The 13742-nt window shown below is 74.0% G+C and carries 14 protein-coding genes; 10 read left to right on the top strand and 4 right to left on the bottom strand.

Translation table 11 applies throughout. From position 1 onward, the window contains the following. Positions 1–21 precede the first annotated feature (21 nt). Entirely contained in the window at positions 22–1182 is a 1161-nt protein-coding gene (locus ACFQ8C_RS00245) for a serine hydrolase domain-containing protein (RefSeq protein ID WP_383450628.1), read from the top strand. An 8-nt stretch (positions 1183–1190) separates the two neighbouring features. Beyond that, a complete protein-coding gene (locus ACFQ8C_RS00250; RefSeq protein WP_383450401.1) occupies positions 1191–1931 on the top strand; it encodes an SDR family NAD(P)-dependent oxidoreductase in 741 nt (246 codons plus the stop codon). 6 nt (positions 1932–1937) lie between these two features. On the opposite strand, the gene ACFQ8C_RS00255 is transcribed toward ACFQ8C_RS00250, so the two are convergent. The 3 genes from ACFQ8C_RS00255 to ACFQ8C_RS00265 all read right to left on the bottom strand — a co-directional run bounded on the left by ACFQ8C_RS00255 (position 1938) and on the right by ACFQ8C_RS00265 (position 4965). Next, complete coding sequence (locus ACFQ8C_RS00255) at positions 1938–2783, bottom strand: EamA family transporter (protein ID WP_383450404.1); 846 nt, start codon at positions 2781–2783, stop codon at positions 1938–1940. After that, on the bottom strand, positions 2780–3268 hold the full coding sequence (locus ACFQ8C_RS00260; RefSeq protein WP_383450407.1) for a YbaK/EbsC family protein: 489 nt from the start codon (positions 3266–3268) through the stop codon (positions 2780–2782). Before ACFQ8C_RS00260 ends, ACFQ8C_RS00255 begins: the two co-directional genes overlap by 4 nt. Before the next feature lie 65 nt (positions 3269–3333). Next, complete coding sequence (locus ACFQ8C_RS00265) at positions 3334–4965, bottom strand: penicillin-binding transpeptidase domain-containing protein (protein ID WP_383450410.1); 1632 nt, start codon at positions 4963–4965, stop codon at positions 3334–3336. Between the two features lie 188 nt (positions 4966–5153). Between ACFQ8C_RS00265 and ACFQ8C_RS00270 the strand changes: the two genes are divergently transcribed. Together ACFQ8C_RS00270 and ACFQ8C_RS00275 are read left to right on the top strand one after the other, a co-directional pair. Next, the gene (locus ACFQ8C_RS00270) at positions 5154–5324 is read left to right on the top strand and encodes a hypothetical protein (protein ID WP_383450413.1); all 171 of its coding nucleotides are present in this window, start codon (positions 5154–5156) and stop codon (positions 5322–5324) included. 204 nt (positions 5325–5528) lie between these two features. Continuing rightward, complete coding sequence (locus tag ACFQ8C_RS00275; RefSeq protein ID WP_383450414.1) at positions 5529–6125, top strand: RDD family protein; 597 nt, start codon at positions 5529–5531, stop codon at positions 6123–6125. 112 nt (positions 6126–6237) lie between these two features. Here ACFQ8C_RS00275 and ACFQ8C_RS00280 read toward each other — a convergent pair whose 3' ends face one another. Next, positions 6238–7995, bottom strand: coding sequence for a dolichyl-phosphate-mannose--protein mannosyltransferase (locus ACFQ8C_RS00280; protein WP_383450416.1), 1758 nt, complete (start codon positions 7993–7995; stop codon positions 6238–6240). 117 nt (positions 7996–8112) lie between these two features. Here ACFQ8C_RS00280 and rsmI point away from each other — a divergent pair, with 117 nt between their 5' ends. The 6 genes from rsmI (at position 8113) to ACFQ8C_RS00310 (ending at position 13740) form a co-directional block, all read left to right on the top strand. Then, a complete protein-coding gene (gene rsmI / locus ACFQ8C_RS00285; RefSeq protein WP_383450419.1) occupies positions 8113–8958 on the top strand; it encodes a 16S rRNA (cytidine(1402)-2'-O)-methyltransferase in 846 nt (281 codons plus the stop codon). Between the two features lie 192 nt (positions 8959–9150). After that, positions 9151–9570: a hypothetical protein gene (locus tag ACFQ8C_RS00290; RefSeq protein ID WP_383450421.1), complete on the top strand. Its 420-nt coding sequence runs from the start codon at positions 9151–9153 to the stop codon at positions 9568–9570. Positions 9571–9689: 119 nt separating this feature from the next. Further along, positions 9690–10559, top strand: a complete 870-nt coding sequence (locus ACFQ8C_RS00295) for a TatD family hydrolase (protein WP_383450423.1) — start codon at positions 9690–9692, stop codon at positions 10557–10559. A 72-nt stretch (positions 10560–10631) separates the two neighbouring features. Next, entirely contained in the window at positions 10632–11927 is a 1296-nt protein-coding gene (locus ACFQ8C_RS00300) for a ubiquitin-like domain-containing protein (protein WP_383450425.1), read from the top strand. Positions 11928–11962: 35 nt separating this feature from the next. Next, positions 11963–12835, top strand: coding sequence for a 16S rRNA (adenine(1518)-N(6)/adenine(1519)-N(6))-dimethyltransferase RsmA (rsmA, locus tag ACFQ8C_RS00305; protein ID WP_383450427.1), 873 nt, complete (start codon positions 11963–11965; stop codon positions 12833–12835). After that, entirely contained in the window at positions 12832–13740 is a 909-nt protein-coding gene (locus ACFQ8C_RS00310; RefSeq protein ID WP_383450429.1) for a 4-(cytidine 5'-diphospho)-2-C-methyl-D-erythritol kinase, read from the top strand. Before rsmA ends, ACFQ8C_RS00310 begins: the two co-directional genes overlap by 4 nt. Positions 13741–13742 lie beyond the last annotated feature (2 nt).

Consider the following 13742-nt stretch of genomic DNA (forward strand, 5'->3'; position numbering starts at 1 on the left):
ACGAAAGGATGAGTGGGTCAGGTGGACGTCCAGGGCACGGTGGCGCCGGGCTGGGAACCGGTCAGGGACGCGTTCCTGCGCAACTTCGAGCAGCGCGGCGAGAAGGGCGCGGCGGTCGCCGTCCACCACGACGGAGCGAAGGTCGTCGACCTCTGGGCGGGCACGCGGGACGCCGACGGCTCCGATCCCTGGACCGAGTCCACGGCCCAGATCGTCCGCTCGGTGACGAAGGGCGTCGCCGCCGCCGTCCCGCTCCTCCTCCACCAGCGCGGCCGGATCGACCTGGACGCCCCGGTGGCCACGTACTGGCCCGAGTTCAAGGCCGCCGGCAAGGACCGCGTGACGGTCCGCCGGCTCCTCGCCCACCAGGCGGGCGTCCCCGTCCTCGACCGTCCGCTCACCCTCGCCGAGGCCACGGACCTGGAGGCCTCCACCGCCGCGATCGCCGCCCAGGCCCCCGCCTGGGAGCCCGGCACCGCCCACGGCTACCACGCCCACACCTTCAGCTGGCTCCTCTCCGGCCTGGTCCACCGCGTCACCGGCCGCACGATCGGCCGCTGGGTGGCGGAGGAACTGGCGGCCCCGCTCGGCCTGGACCTCTGGATAGGCCTCCCGGCCGCGGAAGCGCACCGCGTCGGCCGCCTGGCCCCGGTGGAGGCCCCCGAGGACACCGGCGCCCTCCGCCTCCGCGCCAAGCGCACGGTCACGGAGGCCTGGGCGGACCCCGCCTCGCTCACCCGCCGCGCCTTCGAGGTCATCACCCCCAGGCCCGACGAGAACGACCCGGCCTACCGCGCCGCCGAACTCCCCGGCTCGGCCGGAGTCGCCACCGCCCGCTCCCTCTCCCGCTTCTACGCCGCCACCCTCGGCCCCCTCGCCGACGGCACCCCCCGCCTCTTCGCCCCCGCGACCCTCGCCCTGGCCCGCACCGAGGAATCGGCCGGCCCGGACCGGGTCCTCCTGGTGGGCACCCGCTTCGGCCTCGGCCACATGCTCCACGGCCCGGGCTCCCCCCTCCTCGGCCCCACCTCCTTCGGCCACCCCGGCCGGGGCGGCTCCCTCGCCTTCGCCGACCCCGAGTCGGGCACCGCCTTCGCCTACGTCACCAACGGCATGCGCAAGACGGTCACCTCGGACCCGCGCGCCCAGGCCCTGGTGAGGGCGGTCAAGTCCCTGCTCTGATGGGGCACATGAACCGCTTCGAAGGACAGACGGCCCTGATCACCGGCGCGGGCAGCGGCATCGGCGCGGCCACGGCCCGCCGCCTGGCCGCGGAAGGCGCGCGGGTCCTGGTCACGGACCTCGACGAGGAGGCCGCCCGCACGGTGGCGGCCGGCCTCCCGCACGCGACCCCGCACCACCTCGACATCACCGACCGCGCGGCGATCGACCGGCTGATCGGCGGGCTCCCCGCCCTCCACGTCCTCGTCAACAACGCCTTCGTCCCCTTCGTCGACGACCCCGACGAGAACTGGCGGCGACAGCTCCACGGCACCCTCCTGGGCGCGGTCCACTGCGCGCGGGCCGCCCTCCCGCGCCTCACCACGACCGAGGGCGCGATCGTCACCATCGGCTCGGTGAACGCGGAAGCCTCCTTCGGCGACCACGCCTACAGCGCGGCCAAGGCCGCCCTGGCCTCCTACACCCGCACCCTGGCCGCCGAAGCGGCCCCCCTCGGCGTCCGCGTCAACCAGATCAACCCCGGAACCGTCGCCACCCCCTCCTGGTCGGGCAGGGAGAGGGAACTCGCGGCCCTGGGCACCCGCGCCTACCCCCTCGGCCGCGTGGGCACCCCCGAGGACATCGCCGCGGCCGTCGCCTTCCTGGCCTCCTCCGACGCCGCCTGGATCACCGGCACCACCCTCCGCGTCGACGGCGGCCTGCTGGCCGTGAACAGCCACTTCCGCGAGATCCTGGGCGAGGACGCGTGACCCGCCTCAGCCGCTGGTCAGCATGAGGCCGATGCCCACCACCATCAGGCCGGCCGCGGCGACCCTCGGTCCGCCGAAGCGTTCCCTGAAGAAGAGGGCGCCGATGGCGGCTCCGACGATGATGGAGGACTCGCGGAGGGCGGCGACGGGGGCCAGGGGCGCCCGGGTCTGGGCCCAGAGGACGAGGGCGTAGGCGGCGACCGAGAGGGCCGCGCCGAGAAGACCGCGGGCCGCGTGCGGGCGGAGGGCGGGCAGGAGCGCCCGGCGGCGGACCGCCAGGGCGTACACCGGGATGACCAGGCCCTCCAGGACCATCAGCCAGGCGATGTAGCCGAGGGTGCTGCCGGAGGCGCGGACGCCGACGCCGTCGACGACCGTGTACAGGGCGATGGAGAGGCCGGTGGCGAGGGCCGCGAGGAGGGCCGCCCCGTGCGCGCCCTTCCCGCGGATCCCCCACAGGGCCAGGCCCGTCAGACCCGCGCACGCCACCGCCACGCCGAGCAGCTGCCCGCCGTCGGGGACCTCGCCGACGAAGACGGCCGCGAGGAGCGTGACCACCAGCGGCGCCGTGCCGCGGGCGATCGGGTACACCTGGCCGAAGTCGCCCAGGGCGAAGGACTTCATCAGCAGCGCGTAGTACGCGAGGTGCAGGGCGGCGGACGCGAGCAGGTACGGCCACGCCCCGGCGGCCGGGAGGGGGGTGAAGGGGACGAGCGCCAGCCCGATCAGGGCCCCGCCGCCGGAGATGAGGGTGAAGGAGAGCAGCTGGTCGCGGATGTGGTGGGCCAGGGCGTTCCACGAGGCGTGCGTGACCGCCGCGACCAGGACCGCGCACGCGACCAGCGGCGTCACGCGGTGCGCTCGCGCACGTCCACGAGGGTCGCGCCGGCGTGGGCGATCAGTTCCTTCGGGGGCAGGGCGAAGACGGAGTGCGGGGTGCCGGCCGCCGCCCACACCAGGGCGTGGTCGAGCAGGCCCTCGTCGGCCAGGACGCGGGTCCGGACGCGGTGCCCGAAGGGCGGTACGCCCCCGATCGCGTACCCGGTGGTCTCGCGGACCACGCGCGCGTCCGCCCGCGTGACCTCCCCGGCGCCCAGCGCCTCCCGCACCCGCTCGACGTCCACCCGCGAGGCCCCGTCCATGAGGACGAGGACCGGCACCCCGTCGGCGGCGAAGACCAGCGACTTCACGATCTCGGAGACCGCGCAGCCGATGGCGTCGGCGGCCTGCTGGGCGGTCCGGGTCTCGTCGGGGAAGCGGCGGACCTCGACGTCGAGGCCCGACTCGGCGAGGGCGGCGGCGAACTGGGGGTGGGCGGCGGAGGTGTCGGTCGTCATGCCCCGCACGGTAGCGGTGGGTGTACGGGGCACGCGACCTCCTTTCCGCCTCCGCCGGTCCGCCGTCAGCCCGCCTTCAGCACGGCCGCGACCACCGGCCCCGCCGCGTCGCTGCCGTGGCCGCCCGCCTCGACGACGGCCGCCGCGGCGAGGTCGCCGGAGTAGCCGGTGAACCAGCTGTTGGAGTTCCCCTGGCCGTCGACCTCCGCCGAGCCGGTCTTCGCGCCCTTCGGCGACGGCACTCCGGCCATCGAACGCACGGCGGTGCCGCGCGGGCCGGTGGCCGCCTCCTTCATCATCTTCCGCAGCCCGGTGGCGACCTCGCCCGGCAGCCGCTCGGCCGTGGCGAACTCCCGGCCGTCCACGTCCTTCGGGACCAGGTACGGCTGGAGGAAGCCGCCGTTCCGCACGGTCGCGGAGACCGACGCCATGTTGAGCGCGTTCATCGTGATCCTGCCCTGGCCGATGTACGAGGCGGCCGTCTCGGACCCGCTGGACTCGGGCACGGACCCGTCCTCGGTCAGCACGCCGACCGACCAGGTCTCGCCGATCCCGAACCACGTGCGGGCGGTGTCGCCGAGCGCGGTGTTGTGGACGCCCTTCTCGCTCAGCGGCTTGATCGCCTTGATGAAGGCGGTGTTGCAGGACATCGCGAAGGAGTTGGTGAGGTCGCCGCTGGTGGAGAAGCCCCCCAGGTTGTTGAAGCGGGTCCCGTCCCAGTCCACGTACGCCGGACACTCGACCCGCGTGCCCGGCTCGGCGATCCCGTACCGCATCATCATCGCCCCGGTCACGATCTTCATCGTGGACCCGGGCGCCTGCTTCCCCTGGAACGCGGTGTTGAAGCCGCTCGCCGGGTTGTTGGCGACCGCCCGGATCGCGCCCGTCGACGGTTCGACCGCCGCCACGGCCGCCGTCGGGAACTCCTTCACCGCCTTCTCCGCCGCCGCCTGCACCTTCGCGTCGATCGTCGTGCGCAGCTCGCCCGGCTTGCCGGTGGACAGGACGAGGAGCGTGGTGCCCGGCGTGCCGTCGGCGCTCTCGATCCAGGTCTCGACCCCCGCCTTGCCGCCGGCCTTCCCGCCGTACCGCTGCCGCAGCGCGTCCAGGACGGGCGCCAGCGACGGGTACTTCTCGGGCGGCAGCGCGACGCCCTCGTGGTCGAGCGCCCTCACCGGCGGGATCTTCGCCGTGCCGGTCCGCAGCGTGGCGCCGGCGGTCAGCTTCGGGTGCAGCACGGTGGGCGTCCACCGCACCAGCGGGCGGCCGGTGGACTCGCCGCGGACGACGCCGAGCTTCGACTGGTACGTCCAGGGCTTCGACACCCCGTCGTACGTGACGGTCGCCTTCACCGTGAACGGCACGACCGCCCCCGTCGGCGTCCCCGGCGTGATCTCGGCCTCCGTGACGCCGACCTCCTGCCGGTACGAGGCGATCGCCGGGCCCGCCGTCACCGGATCGTTCGTCAGCTGCCCCGCCCGGTCGAACTCGCCGGCCGCCCAGGCGGCGAGGAAGTCCCGCGCGGTGGCGGTCACTTCCTCCGCCGTCACCGGCCCGGTCTGCGGCGCCGACCGCGTACCGACGTCCTGCGAGCCGCCCGTGACCCCGTTCCAGAGGTTGTACCCCCCGTACGCGACCCCGCCGGCGACGACGGCGAAAACGCCCCCGACGACCGCGACCTTGACTCCACTTCTCATGTCTGGGTTCCCCTCCCCGTGTGGACCGTCGAGTCAAGCAGCCGCCACTGACAGGTGTCGAGCGCGAACCGGCCACACCCGTCACGTCCGCCCCACCGGTACCACCGCGCGCGAAGGGTTCCCTTTGACCGCCTCCCGGGGCCGGCGGATGATGGGAGTGAGGTCCTGGAGAAGGATCGGTGATTCCCATGCAAGCCGTGATACGCAGGCGCGCGGCCGCCGCGGCAGGGGCCTTCGCCCTCTGCGGAGCCCTCGCCGCACCAGCGGTCATCGAGGCGGCCTCGGCCGTGAGCGACAGCGGACACGTGGTCCTTCAGGACCATGTGGACAAGCCGAAGAAGCCGAAGAAGGTCAAGTAGACCGGTTCGCCCGCCGCCTTCCGCCGCGTTACCCCGAGGAGCCCCGTACGGGCTCTCGACGGCCTTCCGGGTCCGGGACGACGCCCGAGGTCTACGCGTGGTGTCCACGCGATGTCCACAAGCAGGGTGAATCCTTCCGCTCTCGCCGTGTCGCCGCCGGTCCGATCGACCACCATGTCCCCCGGCTGACCTGAGGGGGACGGTATGGCGGGGTACGTGGTGAGACGGTTCGGGGCGCGGACGGTCGACGGGTTCGTCGTCGCGCTGCCGACGGTGGTCCTGGGGTGGGCGGCTCTGCCGTTCATGGAGGTGGTGGTCGGCAACCGCGTCCGCGCGCTGGCGCGGCGCGAGGGGGCGGAGATCGTCTCGTCCGGCCTGGACGGTCAGGTGGTCAGGGAGAGCCTGGGGGACTCGGTGACGGCGATCGGCGAGACGGTCGGCACGATCGCCGTCGGGCTGATGGTGTTCGCCCTCGCCCTCTGGCTCCTCTACGACTGGCTCGCGCACGCCCTGTTCGGCCGCACCCTCGGCAAGGCGGCGCTGGGACTGCGGGTCGAGCGCTTCGACGGCACCCGGCCCGGAATCGTGCGCGCGCTGATCCGGTCGGGTGTGATCATCGGGGTTCCCACGGCGGTCCTGGTGGTCGCCTGGATGTACGCGCTCGCGGGCCGCAGCGACTACCCCATGGCCCTCGACGTGGCCCAATGGGTGGTGTTCGGCGGCATGTTCCTCGTGCTGCTGCCGACCCACCGCGCCCTGCACGACTGGATGTCCTTCACGCGGGTGTACTCGACCAGGTAGGGGGAGGGGCGGGGGCGTCCGGGCCGCCGAGACGCGGATGTCCACCGAAGCCCACCGGTAACGACCAGGAGGGCGCGACCACCGGCCGCGCCCTCCTGTCACGTTCGCCCTGCTAGACCCAGGTGTCCAGCCACATCCGGGCCCGCCACTGGTCCAGCGGGATCGGGGTCGCCGTGTAGATCGGCCAGAAGTAGATGAAGTTCCAGACGATCAGGAGGACCAGGCAGCCGGCGGCGACCGCGCCGAAGGTGCGGCGTCTCTCCGTGGAGTTCTTCGGGCCGATGATCGCGCCGATCATCATCGCCACCGCCAGGCACAGGTAGGGGACGAAGACGACGGCGTAGAAGAGGAAGATCGTGCGCTCCTGGTAGAGGAACCAGGGGACCCAGCCCGCGGCGACGGCGCAGGCGATCGCGCCCGCGCGCCAGTCGCGGCGGAAGGCCCAGCGCCAGAGCACGTACACGAGGGCGAAGCAGGCCGCCCACCACAGGAGCGGGGTGCCGAGCGCGAGGATCTCCTGGGCGCACTTCTCCTTCGCGGAGGCGGGGCAGCCCGCGGCGCCCGGGGCCGGGGACTCGTAGAAGTAGGAGACGGGGCGGCCGAGGACGATCCAGGACCAGGGGTTCGACTCGTACGTGTGGGGCGAGGTGAGGCCGACGTGGAAGTTGTAGACCTCGGTCTCGTAGTGCCACAGGCTCCGCAGCCAGTCCGGCAGCCAGGACCAGGTGCCGCCGCCGTTCGGGAGCCGGTCCTGCTTCTCGGCCCAGTCGCGGAAGTAGCCCTTGTCGGTGACGAGCCACCCCGTCCACGTCGCCAGGTACGTCAGCACGCCCACCGGCACGACCGAGACGAAGGCCGGGAGCAGGTCCTTCTTCAGGACCGCGAGGTACGGGCGGACCGCGCCGGCCGTGCGGCGGGCGCCGAGGTCCCACAGGACCGTCATCAGGCCGAAGGCGGCCATCACGTACAGGCCGTTCCACTTGGTGGCGGCCGCGAGGCCCAGCATCACGCCGGCCGCGAGCCGCCACGGGCGCCAGCCGAGGCGCAGGGTCTCGGCGATCTCCGCGTCGGGGCGCAGCACCCCCTCCTCGTCCTCCGGGAGCGCCGCCGCGAGCCGTTTCCGCGTCCGGTCCCGGTCGAGGACCAGACAGCCGAAGGCCGCCAGCACGAAGAACATCAGCACCTGGTCGAGGAGCGCGGTCCGGCTCATCACGAAGTGCAGGCCGTCGACGGCGAGCAGCAGGCCCGCCAGGCAGCCGAGGAAGGTCGAGCGGAAGAGACGGCGGCCGATCCGGCACAGCATCAGGACGGAGAGCGTCCCGAGCAGCGCCACCATGAACCGCCAGCCGAACGGCTCGAAGCCGAAGATCTTCTCGCCGAGGCCGATGACCCACTTGCCCATCGGCGGGTGGACGACGTACCCGGGGTCGGTCGGGATCAGGACCGAGTCGGGGTTCGTCAGGATCGTCTTGTCGATGTCCTTCGGCCACGCCCCCTCGTACCCCTGGTTGATCAGGGCCCACGAGTCCTTGGCGTAGTACGTCTCGTCGAATATCACCGCGTGCGGCTTGCCCAGGTTCCAGAACCGGAGCACGCCCGCGACGGCCGCGACGAACAGCGGACCGCCCCACGCGGCCAGCCGCCACAGCCGGTCGGCCGCGGCCGGGCCGAACCCGAGCAGCGACATGACCCGCGGCGACGGCCGGGTGTACGGCGGGTCGAGCCGGTCCCTCGTGCCGATGGAGAGCGTGCCTGCGGCGGGCGGACGGTAGCCGAAGCGCCGCAGCCGCTGCTGCCACGAAGAGGCCTCGGCCACGGTCTTCGCCATGGAGTGCTGGCCCTCCAGGGCCTCGGGTGCGGTACGGGTCACCGCGCCATCGTAGGGACTGCGCCTGTGCGCGCGTAGGGACCCGGCCCGCGCAGCTCGTCGGCGCGGGTCGCCCGCCCGGGGTCGGCGCGGGCCTTTCCGGGCTGGGAGGATGGTCGGGTGACTGGAACGCTGGTACTCGCAGGGACCCCCATCGGTGACGTCGCGGACGCGCCGCCGCGGCTCGTCGCCGAGCTGGAGGGGGCGGACATCGTCGCGGCCGAGGACACCCGGCGGCTGCGCGGACTGACCCGGGCGCTCGGCGTGCACACCACGGGGCGGGTGGTGTCGTACTTCGAGGGGAACGAGTCCGCCCGGACGCCCGAGCTGGTCGAGGCGCTGGCCGGCGGCGCCCGCGTGCTGCTCGTGACCGACGCGGGCATGCCGTCCGTCTCCGACCCGGGCTACCGGCTGGTCGCCGCCGCCGTCGAGGCGGACATCAAGGTGACCGCGGTCCCCGGCCCGTCCGCCGTGCTCACCGCGCTCGCGCTCTCCGGGCTGCCGGTCGACCGGTTCTGCTTCGAGGGCTTCCTGCCGAGGAAGGCCGGCGAGCGGCTCGGGCGGCTGAAGGAGGTCGCGGCCGAGCGGCGGACCCTCGTCTACTTCGAGGCCCCGCACCGCCTCGACGACACCCTCGACGCGATGGCCGAGGTGTTCGGCGCCGACCGCCGCGCCGCCGTCTGCCGCGAGCTGACCAAGACCTACGAGGAGGTCAAGCGGGGCCCGCTGGGCGAGCTGGCGGCCTGGGCGAAGGAAGGGGTGCGCGGCGAGATCACGGTCGTCGTCGAGGGCGCCCCCGAGACCGGCCCCGAGGAGCTGGACGCCGCCGAGCTGGTGCGCAGGGTGCGGGTGCGCGAGGAGGCGGGGGAGCGGCGCAAGGAGGCGATCGCCGCGGTGGCCGCCGCGGCGGGGCTGCCCAAGCGCGAGGTGTTCGATGCCGTCGTCGCGGCAAAGAACGCGTCCTGAAAACGGTCTCCGAGCCCCGGAATCGGTAAAGGGCTAATCTTTAAGGCAAAGCCGAAACCGGCGCCGGGAGTCTTCACGGAGCACTTGGCAAGGGAACGCCAAAAACCGCTCCACGGTCTTTCCATGGTTTCTTCCGTGCTGATGCGCTCCGGCCCGAAAAGGCGTCCACTGGACCAGTGGAGAGGAGCTGGCATGAGCGAGACCACCGGCACCGGAACGCCCGTCGCCCATGAGGCCTACGCCTTCGCCTGCATGAGGTGCGGGTACGGCTGGGAGCAGTCCTACGAGATAGAGCACCACACGGACGCGCGCGGTCAGGCGTTCGTCGTGTACAAGGCGGACGGGGAGCGGGTTCCCTCCCCGCTCTCGAACCCGACCTGCATGAACTGCGGCGGACACGTGGTGCGGATCATGCGCGCCGGGCAGGTGTCCACCGTGCTCGACCTGATCGCGTCGATGGAGCACCACGGGCGCGGGGCGAAGGAGGCCAGGCCCGTCTCGATGACCGGACCGATCGGCCAGGAGCTGACCGAGGACGGGGAGGCCCCGCCGCCGGTCCCGCACCACTGGCACCTCTCCGACCTGCTCCACCCCTTCCGCTCCCGCCACTGAGAATCCGGCACTGAGAATCCGGCACCGGGATTCCGCATCGGGATTCCGCGCCGGGATTCCGTGTCCCGGCGCCGGAACCGCCGCGCGGACCCGCTCATGGCCCTCGTACGATCGGGGCCATGAGTGCCAAGGACGCCCCGCCGCCGCTGCCCGAACCCCTGCTCGTGGGGGTCGCGGACTCGCACACCCACCTCGACATGCAGTCCGGCACGGTCGAGGAGGCGCTGACCAAGGCCGCGGCCGTCGGCGTGACGACGGTCGTGCAGGTCGGCTGCGACGTGAAGGGCTCCCGGTGGGCGGCGGAGACCGCGGCCGCCCACGCGAACGTGCACGCGGCCGTCGCCCTGCACCCCAACGAGGCCCCGAGGATCGTCCTGGGCGATCCCGACGGGTGGTCGCGGCAGGGGGCCAGGGAGGCGGGCGGTGACGCGGCGCTCGACGACGCGCTCGCCGAGATCGACCGGCTCGCCGCCCTCCCGCACGTCCTCGGCGTCGGCGAGACGGGCCTCGACTTCTTCCGCACCGGCCCCGACGGCATGGCCGCGCAGGAGCGTTCCTTCCGCGCCCACATCGAGATCGCCAAGCGGCACGGCAAGACCCTCGTCATCCACGACCGGGAGGCCCACGCCGACGTCCTGCGCGTCCTCGACGAGGAGGGCGCCCCCGACCGGACCGTCTTCCACTGCTACTCCGGCGACGCGGAGATGGCCGGCATCTGCGCCGCCAAGGGCTACTACATGTCCTTCGCCGGCAACATGACCTTCAAGAACGCCCAGCCGCTGCGGGACGCCCTCGCCGTCGCCCCGCTGGACCTCGTCCTCGTCGAGACCGACGCCCCCTTCCTCACCCCGGCGCCCTTCCGGGGCCGCCCCAACGCCCCGTACCTGATCCCGGTCACCGTCCGGGCGATGGCGGCGGTGCGCGGGATCGACGAGACCGCGATGGCGGAGGCACTCGCCGTGAACACGGCCCGCGCCTTCGATTACTGATCCATAACGGTTACGCAACGTGGTCGGGTCGCCGTGGAGAGTGACCGTCGGCGGGGCTAGGGTCCCGGCCTCGTGAGCACTTCCCAGGGCAGTCACCGCGCCGCACGGCGGGGGGCGGCGGCCACGCTGCCCGTCCACGAGCAGCCCACCCAGGTCGCCCCGCTGGCCGTCGCCGCCCCCGTGCCCGGGCCCGGACCCGCGCCCGCACCCGTCCCCGCGCAGGGCCGGGCCGCCGCCCGGCGCGGGGCCCGGCGCCGCAAGGCCGCCCGCCCGGCCGGCGACGGGCTGCGCAGGCTCGTCCCGCAGGCCCTCGTCGTCGCCTTCCTGGCCGGCGGCACCAGCGCCTTCGTCGCCGACGACAAGGCCGTGCGGCTCTCCGTCGACGGCGTCCCGCGCACCCTGCACACCTTCTCCGACGACGTGCGGGAGCTCCTCGCCGACGAGGGCCTGGAGATCGGCGAGCACGACCTCGTCGCCCCCGCCCCCGACGAGCCGCTGGCCAGCGGTGACGAGATCGTCCTCCGCTACGGCCGTCCGGTCTCGCTCACCCTCGACGGGTACCGCCGCCAGGTGTGGACCACCGCCGACACCGTCGACGGCGCCCTGCGCCAGCTGGGCGTCCGCGCCGAGGGCGCCTACCTGTCGGTCTCCCGCTCCGCCGCGATCTCCCGGACCGGCCTCGCGCTCGACGTCCGCACCGAACGCGCGGTCACCTTCCTCGCCGACGGACGCGAGCGGACCGTCCGCACCAACGCGGCCACCATCGCCGAGGCCCTCGACGAGGCCGGGATCACCCTCGGCGGCGAGGACACCACCTCCGTCCCCCGCGAGGCCTTCCCCCGGGACGGGCAGACCGTCACCGTGCTGCGGATCACCGGCTCCACCCAGACCCGCGAGGAGCCCGTCCCGTACGCCGTCGAGCGCGTCCGCGACCCGGAGCTCTTCGCCGGCACCGAGGTCGTCGAACGACAGGGCGTACCGGGCCTGCGCCGGATCACCTACCACCTCCGGTCCGTCAACGGGGTGAGGCAGAAGCCGCGCCGCACCGGCGAGGAGCTCGTCCGCGAGCCCGTCTCCCGCAAGGTCCGCGTCGGCACCCGCGCGCTCCCCACCTCCGTGGCCGGCGCCGACGGCCTGGACTGGGGCGCGCTCGCCGCCTGCGAGTCCGGCGGCCGGCCGAACGCGGTCGACCCCTCGGGCACCTACGGCGGCCTCTACCAGTTCGACCCCGGTACGTGGCGCTCCCTCGGCGGCACCGGGGTCGCCCAGAACGCCCCCGCCGCCGAGCAGACCTTCCGGGCGAAGAAGCTGTACGTGCAGCGCGGCGCCGGCCCGTGGCCGCACTGCGGACGCAGGCTCTTCGGATGAGGCAGGGTCCTCCGGACAGGGCCTAGGCTGTACCGGTGAGCACCACCACCGGCCCCGACGGCCCCGACGCCCTCCTCGGCCCCGCCGACATCCGTGAGCTGGCCGCCGCCCTCGGCGTGCGCCCCACGAAGCAGAAGGGCCAGAACTTCGTCATCGACGCCAACACCGTCCGGCGCATCGTCCGCACCGCGGGCGTGCGCCCGGACGACGTGGTCGTCGAGGTGGGGCCCGGGCTCGGCTCCCTCACCCTGGCGCTCCTGGAGGCCGCCGACCGGGTGACCGCCGTCGAGATCGACGACGTCCTCGCCGCCGCGCTGCCGGCGACGATCGCCGCGCGGATGCCGGGGCGCCAGGACCGGTTCGCGCTGGTCCACTCCGACGCCATGCTCGTCCAGGAGCTGCCGGGCCCGGCGCCGACCGCGCTCGTCGCCAACCTCCCGTACAACGTGGCCGTGCCCGTCCTCCTCCACATGCTCGACCGCTTCCCGACCATCGAGCGGACCCTCGTCATGGTCCAGGCCGAGGTCGCGGACCGGCTCGCCGCCGGACCGGGCAACAAGGTGTACGGGGTCCCCTCCGTGAAGGCGAACTGGTACGCCGACGTCAAGCGCGCCGGGGCCATCGGCCGCAACGTCTTCTGGCCCGCGCCCAACGTCGACTCGGGCCTCGTCTCCCTGGTCCGCCGCGCCGAGCCCGTCGCGACCACCGCCACCAAGGCGGAGGTCTTCGCGGTCGTCGACGCGGCCTTCGCGCAGCGCCGCAAGACGCTGCGGGCCGCCCTCGCCGGCTGGGCGGGCTCGCCCGCCGCCGCCGAGGAGGCGCTGGTGAAGGCCGGGATCTCGCCGCAGGCCCGCGGCGAGGCGCTGACGGTGGAGGAGTTCGCCCGGATCGCGGAGGCGAAGGCGTGAACGGCGGCGGGAAGGGCATCACCGTCCGGGTCCCCGCCAAGGTCAACGTCCAGCTGGCGGTGGGCGCGGCCCGCCCCGACGGCTTCCACGACCTCGCCAGCGTCTTCCTCGCGGTCTCCCTGTACGACGAGGTGACGGCGACCCCGGCGGAGCGCCTGACGGTCACCTGCGAGGGCCCCGACGCGGACAAGGTCCCCCTCGACCGCACCAACCTCGCGGCCCGCGCCGCGGAGCTGCTCGCGGCCCGGCACGGCCTCACCCCGGACGTCCACCTCCACATCGCCAAGGCGATCCCGGTGGCCGGCGGCATGGCCGGCGGCAGCGCCGACGGCGCCGGCGCGCTGCTCGCCTGCGACGCGCTGTGGGGCCTGGACTCCCCGCGCGAGGAGCTCCTCGACATCTGCGCCGAGCTCGGCTCGGACGTCCCCTTCAGCCTCGTCGGCGGCGCGGCGCTCGGCGTCGGCCGGGGCGAGCGCCTCACGGAGCTCCCGGTCGCCGGCCCCTTCCACTGGGTCTTCGCGGTGGCGGACGGCGGGCTGTCGACGCCGACGGTGTTCCGCGAGTTCGACCGGCTCGCGGAGGGCGTGGAGATCCCCGAGCCGACCGCCTCCCCGGCGCTCCTGGAAGCCCTGCGCGACGGCGACACCACGGCCCTCGCGGGCGCCCTCGCCAACGACCTCCAGGCCCCGGCGCTCTCCCTGCGGCCGTCGCTGGCCGCGACCCTGACGGCCGGCACGGAGGCGGGCGCCCTCGCGTCCCTGGTGTCCGGCTCGGGGCCGACGACGGCGTTCCTGGTGAAGGACGCGGAGAGCGCGGACGCGGTCGCCGCCGCCCTCGTCGCCTCCGGCACCTGCCGCACGGCGCGCACGGCGACCTCGCCGGCGGCGGGCGCGACGGTCCTCTAGGA

The sequence above is a fragment of the Streptomyces sp. NPDC056503 genome (assembly GCF_042794995.1).
GTDB lineage: Bacteria > Actinomycetota > Actinomycetes > Streptomycetales > Streptomycetaceae > Streptomyces.

What these genes read in the sequence shown, in the direction of transcription:
- ACFQ8C_RS00250 (WP_383450401.1), top strand. Translation starts at nt 1,191, where the DNA reads ATGAACCGCTTCGAAGGACAGACGGCCCTGATCACCGGCGCGGGCAGC.
- ACFQ8C_RS00260 (WP_383450407.1), bottom strand. Translation starts at nt 3,268, where the DNA reads ATGACGACCGACACCTCCGCCGCCCACCCCCAGTTCGCCGCCGCCCTC.
- ACFQ8C_RS00265 (WP_383450410.1), bottom strand. Translation starts at nt 4,965, where the DNA reads ATGAGAAGTGGAGTCAAGGTCGCGGTCGTCGGGGGCGTTTTCGCCGTC.
- ACFQ8C_RS00270 (WP_383450413.1), top strand. Translation starts at nt 5,154, where the DNA reads ATGCAAGCCGTGATACGCAGGCGCGCGGCCGCCGCGGCAGGGGCCTTC.
- ACFQ8C_RS00275 (WP_383450414.1), top strand. Translation starts at nt 5,529, where the DNA reads ATGGCGGGGTACGTGGTGAGACGGTTCGGGGCGCGGACGGTCGACGGG.
- ACFQ8C_RS00290 (WP_383450421.1), top strand. Translation starts at nt 9,151, where the DNA reads ATGAGCGAGACCACCGGCACCGGAACGCCCGTCGCCCATGAGGCCTAC.
- ACFQ8C_RS00295 (WP_383450423.1), top strand. Translation starts at nt 9,690, where the DNA reads ATGAGTGCCAAGGACGCCCCGCCGCCGCTGCCCGAACCCCTGCTCGTG.